General features: G+C 64.3%; 16 protein-coding genes and 6 pseudogenes. 16 read left to right on the top strand and 6 right to left on the bottom strand.

Annotation, left to right across the window (positions count from 1 at the left end; translation table 11 throughout):
• Window positions 1–244, bottom strand: a 244-nt coding sequence (locus tag LRS09_RS00005; RefSeq protein ID WP_257803496.1) for a PfkB family carbohydrate kinase, incomplete at its 3' end; no start/stop codon positions are given.
• Window positions 245–621: 377 nt separating this feature from the next.
• On the opposite strand from LRS09_RS00005, the gene LRS09_RS00010 reads away from it, so the two are divergent.
• The 8 genes and pseudogenes from LRS09_RS00010 to LRS09_RS00045 all read left to right on the top strand — a co-directional run bounded on the left by LRS09_RS00010 (window position 622) and on the right by LRS09_RS00045 (window position 6,891).
• Window positions 622–927, top strand: coding sequence for a hypothetical protein (locus tag LRS09_RS00010; protein WP_257803497.1), 306 nt, complete (start codon window positions 622–624; stop codon window positions 925–927).
• 149 nt (window positions 928–1,076) lie between these two features.
• On the top strand, window positions 1,077–1,250 hold the full coding sequence (locus tag LRS09_RS00015; protein ID WP_257803498.1) for a hypothetical protein: 174 nt from the start codon (window positions 1,077–1,079) through the stop codon (window positions 1,248–1,250).
• 11 nt (window positions 1,251–1,261) lie between these two features.
• Window positions 1,262–1,909, top strand: coding sequence for a hypothetical protein (locus LRS09_RS00020; protein WP_374684890.1), 648 nt, complete (start codon window positions 1,262–1,264; stop codon window positions 1,907–1,909).
• A 194-nt stretch (window positions 1,910–2,103) separates the two neighbouring features.
• Window positions 2,104–2,388, top strand: coding sequence for an acyl carrier protein (locus LRS09_RS00025; protein WP_085465735.1), 285 nt, complete (start codon window positions 2,104–2,106; stop codon window positions 2,386–2,388).
• A 49-nt stretch (window positions 2,389–2,437) separates the two neighbouring features.
• A pseudogene (locus LRS09_RS00030) lies at window positions 2,438–3,608 on the top strand (beta-ketoacyl-ACP synthase).
• A 5-nt stretch (window positions 3,609–3,613) separates the two neighbouring features.
• Window positions 3,614–4,880: pseudogene (locus tag LRS09_RS00035) on the top strand (beta-ketoacyl-ACP synthase).
• 46 nt (window positions 4,881–4,926) lie between these two features.
• Window positions 4,927–5,954, top strand: a pseudogene (locus LRS09_RS00040) (zinc-binding dehydrogenase).
• 4 nt (window positions 5,955–5,958) lie between these two features.
• The gene (locus LRS09_RS00045) at window positions 5,959–6,891 is read left to right on the top strand and encodes a lipid A biosynthesis lauroyl acyltransferase (protein WP_257803502.1); all 933 of its coding nucleotides are present in this window, start codon (window positions 5,959–5,961) and stop codon (window positions 6,889–6,891) included.
• A 22-nt stretch (window positions 6,892–6,913) separates the two neighbouring features.
• Here LRS09_RS00045 and LRS09_RS00050 read toward each other — a convergent pair whose 3' ends face one another.
• The 4 genes and pseudogenes from LRS09_RS00050 to LRS09_RS00065 all read right to left on the bottom strand — a co-directional run bounded on the left by LRS09_RS00050 (window position 6,914) and on the right by LRS09_RS00065 (window position 11,968).
• Window positions 6,914–7,837 carry a DmsC/YnfH family molybdoenzyme membrane anchor subunit gene (locus tag LRS09_RS00050; RefSeq protein WP_257803503.1) on the bottom strand — a complete coding sequence of 308 codons (924 nt, stop codon included), beginning with the start codon at window positions 7,835–7,837 and terminating at the stop codon, window positions 6,914–6,916.
• A gap of 2 nt (window positions 7,838–7,839) precedes the next feature.
• The gene (locus LRS09_RS00055; RefSeq protein ID WP_257803505.1) at window positions 7,840–8,598 is read right to left on the bottom strand and encodes a 4Fe-4S dicluster domain-containing protein; all 759 of its coding nucleotides are present in this window, start codon (window positions 8,596–8,598) and stop codon (window positions 7,840–7,842) included.
• Window positions 8,595–11,444: pseudogene (locus LRS09_RS00060) on the bottom strand (molybdopterin oxidoreductase family protein). Before LRS09_RS00060 ends, LRS09_RS00055 begins: the two are co-directional and overlap by 4 nt.
• Window positions 11,445–11,536: 92 nt before the next feature.
• Entirely contained in the window at window positions 11,537–11,968 is a 432-nt protein-coding gene (locus tag LRS09_RS00065; RefSeq protein WP_257810090.1) for a L,D-transpeptidase, read from the bottom strand.
• A 190-nt stretch (window positions 11,969–12,158) separates the two neighbouring features.
• Between LRS09_RS00065 and LRS09_RS00070 the strand changes: the two genes are divergently transcribed.
• From LRS09_RS00070 to LRS09_RS00100, 7 genes and pseudogenes are all read left to right on the top strand, one after another.
• The gene (locus LRS09_RS00070) at window positions 12,159–13,439 is read left to right on the top strand and encodes an acetylornithine deacetylase/succinyl-diaminopimelate desuccinylase family protein (protein WP_257803506.1); all 1,281 of its coding nucleotides are present in this window, start codon (window positions 12,159–12,161) and stop codon (window positions 13,437–13,439) included.
• Window positions 13,440–13,569: 130 nt separating this feature from the next.
• On the top strand, window positions 13,570–14,004 hold the full coding sequence (locus LRS09_RS00075; protein ID WP_257803507.1) for a L,D-transpeptidase: 435 nt from the start codon (window positions 13,570–13,572) through the stop codon (window positions 14,002–14,004).
• A 180-nt stretch (window positions 14,005–14,184) separates the two neighbouring features.
• Window positions 14,185–15,667, top strand: a pseudogene (locus LRS09_RS00080) (ABC transporter substrate-binding protein).
• A 151-nt stretch (window positions 15,668–15,818) separates the two neighbouring features.
• Window positions 15,819–16,766, top strand: coding sequence for an ABC transporter permease (locus LRS09_RS00085; protein ID WP_257803508.1), 948 nt, complete (start codon window positions 15,819–15,821; stop codon window positions 16,764–16,766).
• Window positions 16,763–17,629: an ABC transporter permease gene (locus LRS09_RS00090; RefSeq protein WP_257803509.1), complete on the top strand. Its 867-nt coding sequence runs from the start codon at window positions 16,763–16,765 to the stop codon at window positions 17,627–17,629. The genes LRS09_RS00085 and LRS09_RS00090 overlap by 4 nt, the downstream gene beginning before the upstream one ends.
• Window positions 17,626–19,252: pseudogene (locus tag LRS09_RS00095) on the top strand (ABC transporter ATP-binding protein). Before LRS09_RS00090 ends, LRS09_RS00095 begins: the two are co-directional and overlap by 4 nt.
• A 326-nt stretch (window positions 19,253–19,578) precedes the next feature.
• Window positions 19,579–20,379, top strand: coding sequence for a sulfotransferase family protein (locus LRS09_RS00100; protein ID WP_257803510.1), 801 nt, complete (start codon window positions 19,579–19,581; stop codon window positions 20,377–20,379).
• A 24-nt stretch (window positions 20,380–20,403) separates the two neighbouring features.
• On the opposite strand, the gene LRS09_RS00105 is transcribed toward LRS09_RS00100, so the two are convergent.
• A complete protein-coding gene (locus tag LRS09_RS00105) occupies window positions 20,404–20,832 on the bottom strand; it encodes a TerB family tellurite resistance protein (RefSeq protein ID WP_257803511.1) in 429 nt (142 codons plus the stop codon).
• Between the two features lie 164 nt (window positions 20,833–20,996).
• Between LRS09_RS00105 and LRS09_RS00110 the strand changes: the two genes are divergently transcribed.
• On the top strand, window positions 20,997–21,167 hold the full coding sequence (locus tag LRS09_RS00110; RefSeq protein WP_257803512.1) for a hypothetical protein: 171 nt from the start codon (window positions 20,997–20,999) through the stop codon (window positions 21,165–21,167).
• The last annotated feature ends 3 nt before the right edge of the window (window positions 21,168–21,170 follow it).

Below are 21,170 nucleotides of genomic sequence, written 5' to 3' on the forward strand. Positions count from 1 at the left end.
GGCCGCATCCGGTTCTGAGCCGCCTTAGTCCAGTTCGACAGGAATGCGTCCGCGTCCGTCCGCCTCGGATAGCTGGCGCGGCCTCCACTGCCGGCACATTTGAGCGCCGCGGCGCATTGGCATAACGGATCGCCGCCTCTTCGCTTTCGCCCTCGGCAAGCTTCAGCGTAAAGGCGCCGTGCTCCACATCGCCCGCACCAAGCGTCTCCACCGCGGTTACGGCAACAGCCGGGACGCTGCGCACGTCGTCTCCGTCTAACCACAAGACGCCCTTCGCGCCGTCCGTTACGCAAACCCAAGCGCCTGTGGTACGCCGCCTCGCGCAATCCCTTCGCAAGGTCGGAATGACCCACATAGTCGCGCAAACCTTGCGCAGAGAAGGCAATGTGCGAGGCGAGCATCAGCGCGCCCTCCCCGGGCGCAGTCAGTCCTTCGGCGTCCAGCACGCCCGGCACGCCGCGCTCCCTCGCCCGGCCGAGCACCGCGGCGCCGCATTGCGGCCAGCGCGTGTCCGACAGTGCAGCGTCAAATTGGCCGAGATCCGCAACCGCCAGCCACTCCGCCCCAAGGGAAATGTCCATGTCGCGATAATTGACGATCTGTCGCTCGCCCGCCGCGTCGATGAAGACCGCCGAGAAAGACGATTTCCGCCCGGCGAAGCGGCGGACCAGCGCGCGATCGACCTCGACTTCCAGCGAACACGATCATGTCCGCGACGGCATCGTCGCCCAGGCGCGCGGCAAGGCGGGCCCGACGCCGAGCCGCGAGATCGCGACGGCGGCATTGGCCGCGTTGCCGCCTGGTCATCCAGGCGTCCTTTGCCCGGTATTTTTCGGCGCGGCGCGGCATCTCGTCGAGTTGGTAGACGAAATCGATGACCGCGACGCCCGCGCACAGGATGGTCGTCATAGAAAGCCGCCAGCGTGATCGTCCGCGGTGTCGCGGACAGGGCCAGCCTATCCTCTTTGGCGCCGGCCGGCGAAGCGATTTCTGGAGCCTCCCGCTGCGGAACAAGGCCGGCGGGTTCCGCTGTCGCCCGTGCTCGGATAAGAGGCAAGGGCAAGGGGCAACCGGACATGAAACTCGTTCACATCTCCGACATCCGCATCAATGCCGACCCGATCGCGGGACAGAATTCGGTCGCCGCCTTCGAAGCCTGCCTTGCCCACGTGGAGAAGCGGCATGCCGATGCCGACGCGGTCGTGATCTCCGGGACCTCACCCATCACGGCAAGCGCGAGGCTTATCTGAAGCTCCGCGAGATCCTTGCCGCGTCTCCGATCGAGCCGATTCTTATGATCGGCAATCACGACCACCGGGAGACCTTCAAGGAGATATTCTCCGACGCGCCGGTGGACGCGGATGGCTATATCCAGCACGTCCGCGAGATCGGCGGCCATCGTCTGATCTTCCTCGACACGAACCTTGCCGGCAATCACAGCGGCCGCCTCGGGCCGAAACGCCTCGCATGGCTGTCGGCCCAGCTCGAGGAATCTCAGCGCGAGCGCAAGCCGGCGCTCGTGTTCCTGCACCATCACCCGGTGCAGATCGGCGTGCTCGCGACCGATATCCTCGCGCTGGTCCAGAAGAAGGAGTTCGCCGCGATCCTGAGCCGCCACCGCGACACGATCCGCCACGTCTTCTTTGGTCACTGCCATATGTCGCTGTCCGGCTCGATCGAGCGCGTCCCCTTTTCCGCGCCGCGTTCCACCAGCCATCCGGGCTGGCCGGAATTCGAGGGACGCCTCGCCTACGGGCATGGTCCGATCGAGCCGAGCTACAACCTCGCCTTGATCGACGACACGTCCGTCGTGATCCATACGATCGAGTATCGGCTGGACGACCGGATCGAATGGGAACCGCTCACCGGCGGAGAGGCCGGAACCGTCACGGTGCCGCCGGGACCATAACGAGGCGGGCCAGCATAGCTGCACCGTGCCTGACTAAAGGCCAGAGGGGTTCGCGACGCCTGCTCCAGCAACCATTTCCGACACGTACAGGCTCCCGCGCACCCCAGGCGCGGCGATTTCACCCTTCCACTTTCGGGCGAAAACGACTAGAGCCTGCAAAGCTATCGCCAACGATTGACCGCAAAAGGCACAGCTTGACGACGACATTCGAAAAGGTCGCGGACCTGATCGCGGAAACGACCGAGATCGATCGCGACAAGATTACGCCGGAGAGCCACACGATCGACGATCTCGGCATCGACAGCCTCGATTTCCTCGACACGGTCTTTGCGATCGACAAGGAATTCGGGATCAAGATTCCGCTCGAGAAGTGGACGCAGGACGTGAACGAAGGCCGCGTGTCGACGGAAGAATACTTCGTTCTCAAGAATCTGTGCGCGAAGATCGACGCCCTGGTGGCAGCCAAGAAGGCGGCCTGATCTCGCAAAGCTTGACGGTGCCGCATTCATTGCCGCACATGAGCGCACAATGAGCGCTCGCGACGTCGTCATCACTGGCATAGGCCTGGTTTCCTGCCTCGGCGAAGGCGCCGAGGTCCACTGGAAGGCCTTCGAGACCCCTTCCCTGCCGCCGCCGACCGATTCGGAGCGATTCGCTCCGTATACGGTGCATGCTCTCCGGAAATCGACTGGACGTCGCAGATCCCCAAGAAGGGCGACCAGCGGCAGATGGAGCTCTGGCAGCGGCTCGGCGTCTACGCGGCCGGACTGGCGCTCGACGATGCAGGCCTCAAGTCCAACGAAGCGCTGTGCACGACGATGGACATGATCGTAGCCGCCGGCAGCGGCGAACGCGACAAGGAAGTCGACGAGAACATCCTCGAGGCCACGCTAACGCGAAACGACGCAGAGGCGCTGATCAACGAGAAGCTGACCAACGATCTGAGGCCGACGCTCTTTCTCGCCCAGCTGTCGAACCTGCTCGCTGGCAACATTTCGATTGTCCACAAGATCACCGGCTCATCCCGCACTTTCATGGGAGAGGAAGGCGCCGGTGTATCGGCCTTGCAGACCGCGGTTGCCCGGCTTGCATCGGGCCAGTCGACGCACACGCTCGTCGGAGGAGCGTTCCAGACCGAGCACCCCGACAAGCTGCTCGCTTACGAATTGGGCGGATATCTTCACCGTGGCAAATGGCAGCCGCTATGGGACCGGCATGCCGAGGGCGGCGGCGTGATCACGGGCTCCGGCGGAGCATTTCTGGTGCTGGAAACGCGCGAGCATGCGCAGGCGCGCGGCGCCCGCATCTACGCAGTCGTGGACAAAGTCGCCTCGTCGCTTTCGTCCCGCGCCAAAGGAAAAGCTGGCGCAGGACATCGCGGCCATCGTGGAGGCGCTTGGCGCAGAGCCCGGCCGCCTGATCATTTCGGGCGCTTCCGGCGCCCCAGGGCCGACACGGACCGAGCGGCAGGCGCTGGCGGCCCACGTGCTGCGCGGCTTCTCCGCCTTGACCGGTCACCTCAAGGAGGCCCAGCTCCCGTTCGCCGTTGCGCTTGCGGCGCTGTCGCTCTTCAACGGCCACGCCCCCCGGAACGATGTCCGACACCGAGACCCCATATGACGTAGCGCCGGATACCGTGCTCGCCACGGCGATCGGCCATCATCGCGGGGAAGGTGCGGCCCTCCTACGAAAGGCTTGAGGACCATGAGCCGATACAAGGATCATCTCGGCCGTCCGCTCATCGCCGTTACCGGCATGGGCGTGGTCACGTCGCTTGGAGCAGGCAAGACGGAGAACTGGTCGAAGCTAACCGCGGGCGCGTCGGGAATCCATGCGATCACGCGATTTCCGGTCGATCATCTGAAGACCACGATCGCCGGCACGGTGGATTTCCTGCCCGGCAGCGACAAGGGCATGTACGCACTCACCTATGAGCTGGCGGCGACCGCCGGCCAGGAGGCGATCGCAGAGGCCGGCATCGGCTCCGACTTCGGCGGTCCGCTGTTTCTCGCCTCACCGCCGGTAGAACTCGTCTGGGCTGACCGGCTCGCAATACCGGAGCGTGAGCGAAGGCAGCGGCTACCAGCGCCTGCTCGAGGCCGCGCGGGCCGGCAACGGTGCCTCGATCTTCGACGAGGCGCTGTTCGGCACCGTCGCCGATCGCCTTGCCGTCCTGTTTGGTACGCGCGGGCTGCCCATCACCACCTCGACCGCCTGCGCGTCGGGCGCGACCGCGATCCAGCTCGGTGTCGAGGCGATCCGGCGCGGCGAGTGCGACCGGGCGTTGGCGATCGGCGCCGACGGCTCCGCAAGCGCGGAATCGATGGTCCGCTTCTCGCTCCTGTCGGCCCTATCGATGCAGAATGAGACGCCGGAGCGCGCCTCCAAGCCCTTCTCGCGCGATCGCGATGGCTTCGTGCTCGCCGAAGGCGGCGCGGCCCTAGTGCTTGAGTCGCTGGAGAGCGCCGTCGCGCGGGGCGCAACCGTGCTGGGCATCATGCGTGGATGCGGCGAGAAAGCGGACGACTTCCACCGTACGCGCTCGAAGCCCGACGGCTCGCCGGCCATCGCCGCGGTGAAGCTCGCCCTCGGCGACGCCGGCGTTTCCGAGGACGAGATCGGCTATGTGAACGCGCACGGCACATCGACGCCGGAAAACGACAAGATGGAGCACCTGTCGCTGTCGACCGTGCTCGGACCGCGGATCAGGTCGGTGCCCGTATCGTCCAACAAGTCGATGATCGGCCACACCCTCTCCGCCGCAGGCGCGATCGAGGCGGTGTTTTCGCTCATGACCATGCGCGAAGGCGTGCTTCCGCCGACGATCAATTACGACCATCCCGATCCGGCGATCGATCTCGACGTCGTGCCGAACGTCAAGCGCGAGGCTGATGTCTCGACGGTGCTGTCGAACTCGTTCGGTTTCGGCGGCCAGAACGCTTGCCTTGTCATGTCGCGCGAACCCGTCTAAGCGGCGCGGTCAAGTCCCGAACCGCCGCAGGAAACCGCACGAAGACATGCGCGCATTGCAGCTCGTCGCCGACCGCCGCATCGAGGCCGTCCACATCGCCTCGCCCTCGCCGCCCGCTCCCGGCGAGGCGACCGTCGCGATCAAGGCCGTCGCGCTCAACCATATCGACGTCTGGGGCTGGCGCGGCATGGCCTTCGCCAAGCGCAAGATGCCGCTGGTGGTCGGGGCCGAGGCGTGCGGCATTGTCGAGGCGATCGGCGAAAGCGTGACGGGCCTGGTGCCCGGCCAACTCGTCGCGATCTACGGCGCACGCACCTGCGGCCATTGCAAGGCGTGCCGCGAGAAGCGCGACAATCTTTGCGAGAACGTCGAAGGCGTGCACGGCTTCCACCTCGACGGCTTCGCACAGGAGCGCATGAACATCGCCGCGCGCCAGCTCATTCCGGCGCCTGCGGGCGTCGACGCGACAGCCGCCGCCGTGACGCCGATCACCTTCGGCACGGTCGAGCACATGTTGTTCGACAACGCGAAGCTGGAAGCCGGCGAAACCGTGCTCGTGCATGCCGGCGGTTCGGGCATCGGCACGGCCGCGATCCAGCTCGCCAAACTGGCCGGTGCAACCGTCATCACGACGGTCGGCTCCGATGCCAAGATGGAAAAGGCCAAGGCGCTCGGCGCCGACCACGTCATCAATTACCGCAAGGACAGGTTCGAGGGCGTCGTGCGCAAGCTGACCGGCAAGAAAGGCGTCGACGTCGTCTTCGAACATGTCGGCGCCGACACCTGGGCCGGCTCGATGCTGTCGATGAAGAAGGGGGGCGGCTCGTCACCTGCGGCTCGACTTCAGGCGTATCGACCACGATCAACCTGATGCAGCTCTTCCAGCAGCAGTTGCGCCTCATCGGCTCGTTCGGCTGCCGCATTGAGAACATGGCGACCGTCATGGCGAAGCTCGCCACCGGCAAGGTGCATCCCGTCATCGATTCCGAGGTGGATTTCGATCATCTCGGCGACGCGCTGGCGCGCATGGAGAGCCGCGACGTCTTCGGCAAGATCCTGCTGCGGATCGCCTGAGCCCATGAAGCTCTCCGCCCTGCCCGGCCGCATTGCCCGCTCGATCGCCTTCCGGACGCGCCGCGCCAATCACTGGATCGTCGCCAAGATCGTGTTCACGACCTTCGCGCTGCTGCAGAAACTGCCGGCCGACAGGGCGCTCAACGTGTCAGACCGCCTCGCGCGCCGCGTTGGGCCATGGACCAGTCGCCACCGCATCGCGATGGACAATCTGCGCAAGGCTTATCCCGAAAAGAGCGAGGCCGAGTGCCAGGAGATCGCGCTCGACATGTGGGGCCACATGGCCCGGCTCGGGGTCGAATACGTCTTCCTCGACAAGCTCTACGATTTCGACGCGGAAAAGCAGACGCCCGGCCGCGTCGAATTCAAGGGCGGCGAGATCTTCACGGAAATGCGCAAGCGCCGCAGACCGCGCATCTTCTTCACGGCGCACACCGGTAACTTCGAGATGTTCCCGATCGCGGCCTCGTCGCTGGGCATGACGGTCGCGTCGCTCTTCCGTGCTCCCAACAATCCGTTCATCGCCCAGGAGATTAGCCAGAGGCGCAAGATCTCCGGCAACCGCATGGTTCGTTCGAAGGCGGGCGCCGCCTATGTGCTGGCGCGCATTCTCCACAACAAGGGCAATGTCGGCGCACTCGTCGACCAGAAGTTCAGCAAGGGCATCCCGACCACCTTCTTCGGCCGCCGCTGCGAGACAAGCCCGCTCGTGCCGCGGCTCGCACGGCAATACGATGCAGAGATTTACCCGGTCCGCTGCGTGCGCCTGCCGGACAACCGCTACCGTCTCGAACTGTTCGACAAGATCGAGCCACCGCGCGATGCCCGCGGCCAGATCGACGCCGATGCCCTTTGCCAGATGATCAACGACATCGTCGAAGGCTGGGTGCGGGAATATCCGGGGCAGTGGATGTGGTTCCATCGCCGGTGGGGCTGACCGGCTTGCCTTCGTCGTCTGATCAGCTTCCGTAGTAGTTCATCACGGCGTGCCGCGCCTCCGCGAAGAACAGCCAGCGCTCGGCCAGCGTGCCCGCGAAGAAGGCCAGCGCCGCAAGGGCCGAGAGGACCGTGGCAACCGCGGGTGAGGTGCCTGCGGTCGCCGCGAGCAACAGAAGCAGCGCCGGCAGCGCACCGCCGACGATCAGCGCGATACGTCGAAGCTTGGCCGCATGCTTGCGCGCCACGCGGAAGCCCATCTCGTTGGTCAGGTAGTTGCCGTTCATGTGCGGACGTTCGAGCAGACGCACCCTGCCGATCGGGCCGAGGCCTGTCGCCGTCTCCGGCGTGGACAGCGGGCCGAGCTCGCCCAAGCGGGCCCACCAGCGCAGCTTTACGATCCAGGCTCCGACCAGCGCAGCGACAGCGAGGAGAGGCAGCCAGACCGCCTCGCTCCCCCCGAGTGTGGAGAACAAGCTCACCAGCGTGAGCCCGCCGGCCAGCGCAAAGACAAGATAGAATACAGGCGTCCACCCCGTGTTCCAGGCCTGGACGGAACGCAGCGAGGCATAGATCATCGCCGTGCAATAGACGGTGACGCCGCAAAGCAGCGCGCCGAGAATGCCTGGCAGAGGCAAGTAGCGCCCGCTCCAGAGCGAGGTGATCGCATTGACGGCGAGCGGGATAAAGGTCAGCACCGCCATCACCCCCTCGCGCGACAGCCAGCTCGACCGCCATTGCGAGAAGGCGCGCCAGGCACGCTGCGGATTGCCGAGATGGAGCGTCGACGAGGACAGCCCACCCGCGATCAGCAGAAGCGCCACGACATGCGCAGCCTTCGTCGCGGTCGCCGACGGATCGAGCAACCCGAGACCGAGCATGGCCGCGAGTCCATAGCCCAGGCCTGACAATGTGGTGAAGAGGATGATCGACGGCGCGGGATGCATGTTCAGATGCGGTCCAGCATGCCGTCGAGCCAGGCGAAGAAGCCCTTAGCGCCATCCGAGTTCTCGGCGAGCGGGATCGTGCTTGCGAGCGATTTTCGCGGTCTCGGAGGCAAATATTTGTTCACCGGTCGCGTGCCCTGCTCCGGCATCAGGTCGATGCCGCCGCGCTCTAAGACCATGATCGAGACATTGGACTGCGGATCGGCGAAATCGCCGTAATGCCGGGCGTTTGCGGGACAGGTCCGCACGCAGGACGGCACACGGTCGATCTCCTGCAGCGTCTCGTTGTAGATGCGGTCGACGCACAGCGTGCATTTCTTCATCACGCCAGCGGCGAGATCCATCTCGCGCGCGCCGTATGGGCAGGCCCAGGCGCAGAGGCCGCAGCCGATGCACTTGTCCTCGTCGACCAGCACGATCCCGTCGGCAGAGCGCTTGTAGGAGGCGCCCGTCGGGCAGACCGTGACACAGGGTGCGTCCTCGCAATGCAGGCAGCTCTTCGGAAAATGGACGATGCGCGCGTCACCCGCCTCACCGACGATCTCGCCGCCCTCCGGCACGACCTCGAAGGTGTGGATTCGGTTGAGAAACGTGCCGGAGACCGCGGATCCATAGGGCTCCTGGTCCGAGAGCGCAGCGCCGTAGCCGCCCGTGTTCCATTCCTTGCAGGAGATCACGCAGGCGTGGCAGCCCACGCACACGTCGAGATCAATGACGAGCCCGAGCTTCTTCGGCGGCGGCAGTGAGGGGAGCGAGGTCATCGATCCCACTCCTGTCCGTAGCGCAGTTCGGATGGGCTATCGTTGGCCGCACCCGCCCGTCCGACGGAGGCGAAGGCCGGCCTCGACACCTGATCCGGCTCCGCCTTCTCGATCCTGACCCTGAGGTCATGCCACGCTGCCTGGCCGGTCACCGGATCGGAATTCGACCAGCGCATGCCGTCGCCCTTGGGCGGCAGAAGCTCGTGGATCAGGTGGTTGAGCAGGAAGCCGCGATTGCTTTCGGGCGCATCCTTCGCGAGCCCCCACGTGCCCTTGCGCTTGCCGATCGCGTTCCAGGTCCACATCGTGTGGCGGTTGACCGCGTCCGAACGCGCGATCTCCACCTTGATCCGTCCATGATGCGAGATGACCCACGCCCAGTCGCCCGTGGCGAGCCCGACCTCGTCGCAGATCGCGCCCGGAACGTACATGACGTTGCGCGTATGGATCTGGCGCAGCCAGGCATTCATTGATCCCCACGAATGATACATCGACATCGGCCGCTGCGTGACCGCGTGGTAGGGATAGGCCTCGCGATCGACGCCCGCCTCTTCCAGCGGCCGGTACCAGGCGGGCAGCGGATCGAACGCCATCTCCAGCCGCTCGCGGTGCGTTTCTGGTGCCAATGGCTCCCTCAGACCCTGCGCCGAGAGACGGAATTTCTGGCAGATTTCGCTGTAGAGCTGGAACGTGACGGGCTGCGGCGTGTCGAAGAAGCCCATCTTCACCGCGAAGTCCTGGTAGGCGCGGTTGGCGTGCTTGTAGAACTGCGCCTCAAGCGGAATATGTGCCGAGAAGTATGCGCCGTTCTCGATGTAGCGCTTCAACTGGTCAGGGTTCGAGGCCCCTCGCCCCACTCGGTCGCCGCCTGCCCCGCGAAATCCGGCCAGCGGTCCGATGCCCGGGCGGCGCTCGTGCCGGACGATGTAGTCGGCGAAATCCTTGTAGAGCGGCACGCCGCGATGGTCGACAAATCCCGGCAGCTTCAGCCGGCCGGCAAGGTCGATCAGCGCCGACTGGAAGCCGCGCACGTCCCGATCCGGCTCCACCACCGGCCAGCGGATCGCGTCGTTGACCGCGTCGGGCTCCGAGATCGGCCGGTCGAGCAGCGAAATACAGTCGTGCCGTTCGAGGTAGGTTGTGTCCGGCAGGACGAGGTCGGCATAGGCGACCATCTCCGACGCATAGGCATCGCTATAGATGATCTTCGGGATGACGTATTCGCCCGTCGTCTCGTCCCTGTCCTCCAGCATCTTGATGACGCCGGCGGTGTTCATGGACGAGTTCCAGGCCATGTTGGCCATGTAGAGGAACAACAGATCGATCTTTGCGGGTCGCCGGCATGCGCATTGGCGATCACCATATGCATCAGCCCGTGCGCGGAGATCGGCGCGTCCCAGGAGAACGCCTTGTCGATGCGGGTCGGGCCGCCGTCCGGGCCGATAAGCAGGTCTTCGGGTCCGCGCGGAAAACCGAGATGTGGGCCGGACAGTGGCTTGTTGGAGCCGAAATGCTCAGCCCTTCCGTGCGGCGTCGGATGCGCCTCGATCGGCTTCGGATAAGGAGGCTCGAAGCGGAAGGCGCCGGGACAGTCGACTGCACCGATCAATGCCTGCAGCACATGGATCGCGCGCGCCGTCTGGAAGCCGTTCGAATGCGCCGAGATCCCACGCATGGCATGGAAGGACACAGGCCGCCCGACGAAGGACGGGTGCCGCTCGCCGTTCATGTCAGTCCAGGGCTGTGCAATCTCGATCGCCTCCTCGAAGGCGACACGTGCGATCTCCGAGGCCAGGCCCCTGATCACCTCGGCCGACACACCTGTCTCGCCCGCAACATTCTCGGGCGCGTAGCGCCGATCGAGATAACGTTCGGCGAGCAGTTGGAACGACGGCACCGTAACCCGGCCATCTTCCAGCTCGAAACGCCCCGACATGGCCGCCCGCGCGCCTTTCGTGCCGGCGGCGACCGCTCGCTCGGTCACGGTCTCCCAGACCAGCGGTTTGCCCTCGCCGTCGCGCGCGAAAAGCCCGTGTTCCGCGGTTCCCGGCGCATCGACCACCAGCCATGGCGCGTTGGTGTAGCGCACGAGGAAATCGACATCGATCCTGCGCGCCTTCAGCAGCTCGTGGATGACCGACATGACCAGGAGACCGTCAGTGCCGGGCCGAATGCCGATCCAGCTGTCCGCCACTGACGAATAGCCGGTGCGCACCGGGTTTACCGAGACGAAGCGCGCGCCGCGCGACTTGAGCTTCGACAGGCCGATCTTGATCGGATTGGAATCATGATCCTCCGCTACGCCGAACATGACGAAAAGCTTGGTACGCTCCCAGTCGGGCGAGCCGAACTCCCAGAACCCGCCGCCCAGCGTCATGATGCCGGCGGCCGCCATGTTGACCGAGCAGAAGCCGCCATGCGCGGCGTAGTTGGGCATGCCCGAACTGCTGCGCGAAGAAACCGGTCAGCGACTGCGACTGGTCGCGGCCGGTGAAGAAGGCAAATTTCTTCGGGTCGCGCGCCCTCACCTCGCCCATCCAGTCGACGGCAAGCGACAGCGCCTCTTCCCACGAGATCGGCTTGAACTCGCCCGAGCCGCGCGGTCCGGTCCTGAGCAGCGGCGAGGAGAGCCGCGCCGGGGCATAATGCTGCATGATCCCGGCCGAACCCTTGGCGCAGAGAACGCCCTTGTTCACCGGGTGGTCGCGATTGCCTTCGATATAGCGCACCTTGCCGTCCTTGATGTGGACGTCGATGCCGCATCGGCAGGCGCACATGTAGCAGGTCGTCTTGCGCACCTCGTCGGAGACGGGCTTGGAGAGCGCAAGGCGTGGTTCAGGACTCATCAGGCATTGCTCCCACGGCCGACTCTTATAGTCGAGCCGCGGTCGCGGCAAAGCCGTTGGGACGGCAAATCGTCACGTTCGGGGCGAATAACCTATTTCGTGACGATGATGCGGGTGTTGCCGGGCCCGATCTCACGAACGAGCGAGTAAAAGGTCTCCGCATTCGTGGTGGCAAGCCTGACGCAGCCGTGCGAGGCCGGCGTGCCCAGCCGGCTTTCGGCTGTCGTGCCATGCACGGCGTAGCCGCCGTGATAGAAGACCGCGAAGGGCATCGGCGCCATGTCGTATTTGCGAGAATGCCACATGCGATGCATGCGGTAGGGCCGCCACTGGCCGGCCGGCGTCACATAGCCGCCGCGCGCAGTCGACACCTTCCAGGTGTAGATCACCTTGCCGTGCTTGCGGACCGTCATGGTCTGCGTCGCGACGTCGACATTGGCAACCAGCGTCGCCGCCTGGGCGACTGCCGGAAGGCCGATCGTCACCGCCGCTGCAAGGCAAGCGCCGAGTATGGTCGTTCTCATCATCATGAAATCCCCCATCCGAATGCCCGCTCGCGAATTTTTAGTCGTCCATGGCTGAAGAGTGTATGAACAAGCGCACACAAACAGGTGAACGCCGGCGGGCTTTCGGCTGCTCTGGTCCAATCGCATTTCGCGCCTGAAACGAAACGCACCGCTTGCGCGGCGTTCGCCATCCCGCTCAAATTGCGCCATGAACGAAAAGACCTTCGACACCATCGATTCCCGCGCCGACGAGCTGGCGGCGCTGACGGCCGACCTGATCCGCTTCCCCACGATCAACCCACCCGGCGAGGCTTACACGCCCTGCGCCGAATATATCGGCGAACGCCTGCGCAAGCGCGGCTTCACGGTCGAATATATCCGCGGGATCGGCACGCCCGGCGACAACGACCGCTACCCGCGCACCAACGTCATCGCGCGTTTCGACGGACGCACCCCCGGCAAGACCGTGCATTTCAACTCGCACATCGATGTGGTGGAGGCAGGCGAAGGCTGGACGCTCGACCCGTTTGGCGGCGTGATCAAGGACGGCCGTGTCTATGGCCGCGGCGCCTGCGACATGAAGGGTGGGCTCGCCGCCTCGATCATCGCTGCCGAGGCCTATATCGACATGAACCCGGACTTCGCCGGCGCGATCGAGATCTCAGGATCGGTGGACGAAGAATCCGGTGGCTTCGGCGGCGTCGCCTATCTCGCCGAGAAGGGATACTTCTCCCCTCCCCGCGTGCACCACGTCATCATCCCGGAGCCGCTGAACAAGGATCGCATCTGCCTCGGACATCGCGGCGTGTGGTGGGCGGAGATCGAGACCAAGGGCCAGATCGCGCACGGCTCGATGCCGTTCCTCGGCGACAGCGCGGTGCGCCATATGGGGGCGGTGCTCGGCGCGTTCGAGGACGAGCTCTTCCCCGCGCTCGACCGCAAGCGGACGCGCATGCCGGTGGTGCCAGAGGGGGCGCGCCGCTCCACCATGAACATCAATTCAATCCATGGCGGCCAGACCGACGACTATTTCCCGGGCCTGCCGTCGCCCAACGTTCCCGATTCCTGCAAGATCGTCATCGACCGCCGCTTCCTGCTGGAAGAGAGCCTCGAGGAGGTGAAGACCGAGGTGACGTCGATCCTCGACCGCCTGAAATGGGAACGCCCGAAATTCGACTACCGCATGCGCGACCTGATGATCGTGCATCCGGGGATGACCGAGGAAGACGCGCCCGTGCCGCGGGCGATCGCCAGTGGCATCCGCCGTGTCTTTGGCCGCGACCCGCAATACGTCATCTCGCCCGGCACCTATGACCAGAAGCACATCGCCCGGATAGGCAAGCTGCACGACTGCGTCGCCTACGGCCCCGGCATCCTCGACCTCGCCCACCGTCCGGACGAATGGGTCGGCATCGACGACATGGTCGAAAGCGCAAAGGTTATGGCGCACGGACTGGATATGCTGCTGCATGGCGAGACAGGTGCCTAGGTTCCGCGAAGCGAGACCAAGTCCTTCCCCATAAACCATGAAATGAAATCTTCGTGCTTTTGCGCGGGGATCGGTTGCGCCCGATTATTGCCGCAACTAGTTTGCCTCGGGGCGCAACAGGGGGTCTGATATGTTGGGCAAGGTCATAGCAAGTCTTTCGCTCGCGGCCATGGTCGCCGCCTTCCAGCCATCGATCGCCGCTGCTGCCAAGGTGGTGGCGACGGTCAATCTGTCCTCGCAGACGATGACGGTCACGCATGGTGGGGTGGTGAAGTATCGCTGGCCGGTGTCCACCGCACGCAAGGGCAAGGTGACGCCGACGGGAAGCTGGTCGGCCAAGTGGCTGTCGAGGAATCATCGCTCGAGCCGCTACAACAATGCGCCCATGCCCTATTCGATCTTCTATTCCGGCAACTACGCCGTCCACGGCACCAACCAGGTCAGCCGCCTCGGCCGCCCGGCATCCTCGGGCTGCATTCGGCTGCACCCTTCCAACGCCGCGGTGCTGTTCTCGATCGCCCAGCGCGAAGGCCTGCGCAACATGAAGATCGTGGTCAGACACTGACCGTCACGAGGCCCGCGCCTGGAAGGCGACGGCCCTGCGAAACTGCAATAGATCGCCGTCGCAACCCGTTGCGACGGCGAAAAATTTCCGTTCCGGATCGGCAGCTTGGCACAAAGCCGATTTACTCGCGGCGTTTTTCGGGCTTCAATCCCGCGTCACACCATTCCGGAGCTCGCTTCCATGAAATCCTGGTCTTCCATTCTCGCAGCGGCGGCGATCGCGCTCGCCTCGTCGACGGCGGCCTTCGCCGCCCGGACTGACATCGTCGTGGGCCTGCCGCTGGAGCCGCCGCATCTCGACCCGACCGCAGGCGCGGCCGCCGCGATCGATGAGGTGGGCTATGCCAACATCTTCCAGGGCCTGACCCGCATCGGTTCGAAGGGTGAAGTGCTTGCGGACCTCGCCGAGAGCTGGACGATCAGCGACGACGGTAAGGTCTACACGTTCAAGCTCCACACCGGCGTGAAATTTCACGACGGCACTACGTTCGACGCCGAGGACGTGAAGTTCTCCCTCGACCGCGCCCGTGCGGAAAATTCAACCAATGCGCAGAAGGCGCTGTTCGCACAGATCGACACGGTCGAGGTTGTTGATCCGGCGACAGTGAAGATCACGCTCAAACAGCCGCAGGGCGCGTTCCTCTACAATATGGGCTGGGGCGACGCTGCGATCGTGGCGCCGGAGAGCGCTGAGACCAACAAGGACAAGCCGATCGGCACCGGTCCGTTTAAGTTCGTGAACTGGGCCAAAGGCTCCTCGATCACGATCGAGAAGAATCCTGACTATTGGGGTGAGCCGGTCTATCTGGACAAGGCTGAGTTCCGCATCATCCCCGACGCCGCCGCGGCCGTGCCGGCGCTGCTGTCGGGCGACGTGCAGGCCTTTGCAAACGCCCAGCTCGGCGACGCCCTGCCGCAGATCGAGATCCGATCCCCGCTTCAAGGTAGTGATCGGCTCGACAGAGGGCGAGACGATCCTGGCCATCAACAACAAGAAGGCGCCGTTCGACAAGCTGCAGGTCCGCCAGGCCATCTCTTACGCGCTGGACCGCGAAGAGATCATCAAGGGCGCATCGGCCGGCCTCGGCACTCCGATTGGTTCGCATTTCTCCCCCGGCAACGCAGCCTATGTCGACCTGACTGGTCGCTATCCGCACGACGTGGCCAAGGCCAAGGAACTGATGAAGGAAGCCGGCCTCGAAAGCGGCTTCAAGGCCACGATCAAGCTGCCTCCGCCGGCTTATGCGCGTGATGGCGGCCAGATCATTGCCTCGGAGCTCAAGCAGATCGGCATCGAACTGGAGATCATTCCCGTCGAGTGGGCCGACTGGCTGAAGCAGGTCTTCACGGACAAGGACTACGACCTGTCGATCGTCAGCCACGTCGAACCAAATGACATCGGCATCTATGCCCGCAAGGACTACTACTTCAACTATGACAATCCGGCCTTCGACAAGGTGATGGCCGACCTGGACGTCACCTCTGATGAGGCGAAACGCAATGAACTCTACGGCCAGGCACAGAAGATCCTCGCTGACGACGCGGTGAACGGCTTCCTGTTCCAGTTGCCCAAGGTTGGTGTCTGGGACGCCAAGATCGAGGGAATGTGGGAGAATACGCCGACCCCCTCGGTCGATCTGACCAAGGTCAAGTGGGTGGATTGATCAGGATGTCTTCTCCCCCTTTCGCGGGGAGAAGATGCCTGCAGGCAAGCGAGGGCCGCGCCGTCTTCTATATGTTCGCGTCGTCCCTCAGCGGGCCCGTCGGGCCGCCGTCTCTCCGTGAAGGGAGAGACGGGAAAGCCTGGTATTTCTTATGACCGCATTTCTCCTTAAACGCTTGCTGATCGGCCTTGCGACGCTCCTCGTGGCGTCGATGGTCGTCTTTGGCGTCATGGAGGTTCTGCCAGGCGATCCCGCTTTGCTGATGCTCGGCATGAACGCCTCGCCGGAAGCCCTTGAAACACTCCGGCAACAGATGGGACTGCATGATCCCCTGATCATCCGCTACCTGGGCTGGGTCGGGGGCCTGTTGGTCGGCGATTTCGGCCGCTCCTACACCTATTCCTCTCCGGTCATCGACCTGATCGGCGAACGCCTTGCCGTCTCGCTGCCGCTGGCGTTGATATCGCTCGCGCTGTCGACGGCGATCGCGATTCCGGTCGGCCTGTTCTCCGCCGCCCGCCGCGGCAGCCTCGCCGATTCCGTCGCGATGGGCACCGCCCAGGTCGGCGTCGCCATACCGAACTTCTGGTTCGCGCTGCTGCTCATCTACGTCTTCGCCGTCTGGCTGCGCCTCGTGCCGGCCGGAGGATTCCCAGGCTGGGCCGGAGGCATTTGGCCCGGCATCAAGTCCCTCATCCTACCAGCGGTGGCGCTTGCGTTGCCGCAGGCGGCAATCCTCGCGCGCGTCACTCGCTCCGCCCTGCTCGAAGTGCTGGGAGAGGACTACATCCGCACCGCCCGCGCTAAGGGCATGCCGCGCCGCACGGTGCTGTGGCGGCACGCGCTGCGCAACGCCATGATCCCGGTGCTCACCATTCTCGGCCTGCAGTTCGCTTTTCTGCTGGCAGGCACGATCATCATCGAGAACGTCTTCTACCTGCCGGGCCTCGGCCGCCTGATCTTCCAGGCGATCACCCAGCGCGACCTGATCGTGGTCGAGGGCGTCGTCATGCTGCTTGTGGCCACGGTGGTCGTCGTCAATCTTCTTGTGGATCTCGCCTATGCGCTCGTCGACCCACGGCTGAGGGTGCGAACATGAGCGCCGAACCCATTGCCGCGCCGGTGGAGGAGAGCATCCTCCGGCTCGCGCTCCGCAACCGCTCCTTCGTCATCGGCCTGGTCATCACCGCGCTGATCGCGGCCATGGCGCTGGTCTCCTTCGTCTGGACCCCTTACGACGTCACCGATCTCATCGTCGCCAACCGGATGAAGCCGCCTTCCTCCGAATTCCTGTTCGGCACCGACCATTTCGGCCGCGACATCCTGTCGATGATCATGGTCGGCGCCAGGAACTCGATCGCCGTCGCCTTCGTCGCGGTCGGCATCGGCATGGCGCTCGGCATACCGCTCGGCTGCTGGGCCGCGGCACGCGGCGGCTGGATCGACGAGACGCTGATGCGGTTCAACGACCTCGTCTTCGCCTTCCCCGCCCTTCTGTCCGCGGTGATGATCACTGCGATCTTCGGTCCCGGTGCGGTCAATGCGATCATCGCAATCGGCATCTTCAACATCCCGGTCTTCGCCCGCGTCGCTCGCGCCGGTGCACTGGCGCTGTGGCCACGAGAATTCATCCTTGCCGCCCGCGCCTCCGGCAAGGGTAAGACGCAGATTACCATCGAGCACATCCTGCCCAACATCGTCTCGATGCTCCTGGTACAAGGCACGATCCAGTTCGCGCTTGGCATCCTCGCCGAGGCAGGCCTGTCCTATCTCGGCCTCGGCGCGCAGCCGCCCATGCCTACCTGGGGCCGCATGCTGTTCGACGCCCAGACCCGCATGATGGTGGCGCCCTACCTCGCGCTCTTTCCCGGCATGGCGATCGTCATCACTGTTCTGGGCCTCAACCTGCTCGGCGACGGCCTTCGCGACGTGCTCGACCCCAAGCTGAGGCGCGAACGGTGAGCCTGCTCGAGATCGAAAAGCTGAAGCTCGAGATAGGCGGCACGCCTATCCTGAAGGGCGTGGACATCGCCATCGGCAAGGGCGAGGTCATGGGCCTGGTCGGCGAGTCGGGCTCGGGCAAATCGATGACCGCGCTGGCGATCATGCAGCTCCTGCCCCAGGCCGCGAAGGCATCGGGCCGCCTTATCTTCGACGGTATCGACATCCTCTCCTCGACCGAGAATGCGATGTGCCGGCTGCGGGGCGATGACATCGGCATGGTGTTCCAGGAACCCATGACCGCGCTCAACCCGGTCAAGACCATCGGCGAGCAGGTGGCGGAGGGCATTCGCTGGCACACCGGCGCGAATTGCGCCGACGCGGAAGCGCGCGCACGCCAGATCCTCGACCGTGTCGGCCTGCCCGAGGCGAAATTCCCCCTCTCCCGCTACCCGCACGAGCTGTCCGGCGGCCAGCGCCAGCGCGTCGTCATCGCCATCGCCTGTGCGCTGAAGCCGAAGCTGCTCATTGCCGACGAGCCGACCACCGCCCTCGACGTCGTGCTGCAGAAGCAGATCCTCGAACTGCTCAAGGATCTCGTCGACGAGCAGAAGATGGGCCTTCTGCTGATCAGCCACGACCTCGCCGTCGTGGCCGACATGTCCGACCGCGTCACCATCATGCGCCATGGCGAGGTGATGGAGGATGGCGAGACCGCACGGACGCTTTCGGAGCAGGTGCATCCCTACACGCGCCAGCTCGCCCAGGCCTCGATGCACGTGCCGGAACGGCCGAACAAGCATGCCGCGAATACTACGGCCGACAACCTCTTGGAAGTCAGCCAGGTCGTCCGCGAATATCCCGGCCGCCGCGTCTCCCTTCTGAAGAAGGGCGAGCCTTTCCGGGCAGTCGACGGCGTCTCGTTCTCGATGAAGCCAGGCCAGTCGATCGCGCTGGTCGGTCGCTCCGGCTGCGGCAAGTCCACGCTCGCCCGGATGATCCTCGCGCTCGACCATCCAACGTCGGGCGACATCCGCTTCATGGGCGAGAGCCTCGTCGGCAAGAACGAGGCAAAGCTGCGGCCCTTCCGCCGCAACATGCAGGTCGTGTTCCAGGATCCCTACGGCTCGTTCAATCCGCGCCACAAGGTCGAGCGGCTGGTCTCGGAGCCGCTTCACCTCCTCGACCACAAACCGTCGCCGCAGGAAAGGCGCGAACTGGTCGCAAGCGCGCTGCACGAGGTCGGGCTGAAGCCGGCCGACATGGACAAATGCCCCGCACGAGTTCTCGGGCGGCCAGCGTCAGCGCATCTCGATCGCGCGCGCCATCATCACCCGCCCAAAGCTGATCGTTGCCGACGAGCCGGTCTCCGCACTCGACGTGTCGATCCGCGCGCAGGTGCTCGACCTCTTCGCCGACCTCAACCAGCGGCTGGGCGTCGCCTACCTCTTCATCACCCACGACCTCACGGTGGCGCGTGCGATCACCGACGAGGTGATGGTGATGCATGATGGCAGGATGGTCGAGGAAGGCCGCACCGGCGAGATCCTCGACAACCCAAAATCGGACGCCGCCAAAGCGCTTGTCGATGCAGCGCCCGATCTACATCGGGCAATCGCGCGCCGCCTGCAGGAACAGGGCTGAACTCCGCCGCCTCGTCGATCCATCCTGGATCGGCTGAACGGATCGGCATCGATCCTCGAGCCGTGCAATGCCGTGCATGAAGGCCCAGACCAGGCATCGTTACCCACGAAAACAAAACGTTACCCCTCCAGCGATGTCTGGAAACATTTCGGCCGAAGTTTGGACACCTCTCATAAGCATGGTCGCCGAACCTGCGTGCTGAGGGCGTCGAGGTCGCGCGGCCGGTTCGACGACTTGCTCGCTCTCTGCCCGCGCCAGAATGTCTGAACATGCAGCGGTCCCGTTGCACTCCCGCGGCAAGGGCCTGTTTTTGGAAGCGTCTCGACATGACCAGCACCCATCATCCAGCCAAGAGCGGCGGTCGGGCATATGATTTGAGAGCCGTCGTCTCGCACAGATACGGGTTCGTCTATGTCCCCGTCCCGAAATGCGGCACCACGACGATGGACCGCGTTCTGCACGTCATCCACGGCATCGAGGATTCGGATTACCGGATCGATACGGATCACGCAGTCCGCTACACGCCGGACCGGAAATCAGGCCGTGACATCGAAACGCTCTACGTTCCGGTCAATTACGTCAGAAGATTCAAGCGCCAATTCGAGGGCTACACATGGATATCGGTCGTGCGGAATCCGTATGATCGTCTGGTATCGATGTATAATTATGACGTGCGCCGATACGCGAAGCATTTCGACCGCAAGACCTATCTGTTTGCAGGCTTTTTCAAGAGAGCCGCTTTCGTTCTCGGCCGCGATCCCAGGTCTACTCAGCGAAACGCGATACGTCGCAGGATCGGTTTCGACAGGTTCGTCCACGGGCTCGAAAGGAGCGGGACGGACTTCGACATTCACTTCATGCGGCAGACGGACATCATGTTCTACGATCTCCTGTCATGCGATCGACTGATCGATGTCGAGCGGCTGTCTACCGAACTACCGCCCTTGCTGAAAGAGCTTGGGGTACGGGAAGACTTCGTCGAACGCCTCGCACCATTCCCGCGCTCAAATCCGTCGCGACCTTCCGATGCCCGCTACGACGAGACGACGCGCGCGGTGGCCTACCGGCTTTATCAACCGGACTTCGCGGCCCTCACGCCGTGGACATCCTCAGTCCCCGGCGAATAGGCAGGCATAGCATCGTGGAACGAGCTATTCCGGCCGCACCAGCTCGCGCGGATCAATGTGGAGCAGCGAAACGGTGCGCTTGAGGAGGTCGATCTCCTGTGCCGACAGTTTCTCGTCCGCCTTCGCGATCTCCGTCATGTGGCGGGCGAGCGTGATGCGGCGCGCCAGAGGCAGTTCGCCGAAAGTGCCGAGCGAACGCGCCGTCGTGTTCTCGTAGCCGAAGTCCTGGAGGTATTTCAGCACCTCCTTCAGGCTCTCCTCGCCGATGCCGAAACCGTCGCGGCAGATGCGCTTGAACGCCTCGAGCTCCGGCCCCGCCGCCTCTCCGTCGGCGAGCACCATTCTGAAGAGCAGCATCAGTTCGGCCGTCAGCACGGGGTCGTCCGCGACGCGCCTGACCGCCGGATCACCTTCGAACAGCACCCATGCCTTCTCGATCAGGCCAGCGATCATGAGCATTCCTCGTTTACGCGATACGGCCAGTCTAGCTCGAATCCGCGCGCATCGAAACGGTTCGCGCGGGCCGCAGAGGAGGCGCCGAACGCACTTGGTTTCTACGACCAAAGTCGTAAGCTTCCCCCGCGTGCGACTCGCACGCACGAGGAGAGGAGAAGAAGATGAATCTGTCCGCGCCCACCATGGTGGTCTTCATCATTTCGTTGATCATCGCGATCATCGCTGTGTTGATGTCCCTCAGCGTCATCACCTTCATTCCGATTGCCGCATTCTGGGTGATGACTCTCGCTTACGTCGTCCTCGCGGCCGGCTGCCTGTTCAAAGGGGCCTGACGG

The organism is Mesorhizobium sp. J428, assembly GCF_024699925.1.
Taxonomy (GTDB): Bacteria; Pseudomonadota; Alphaproteobacteria; order Rhizobiales; family Rhizobiaceae; genus Mesorhizobium_A.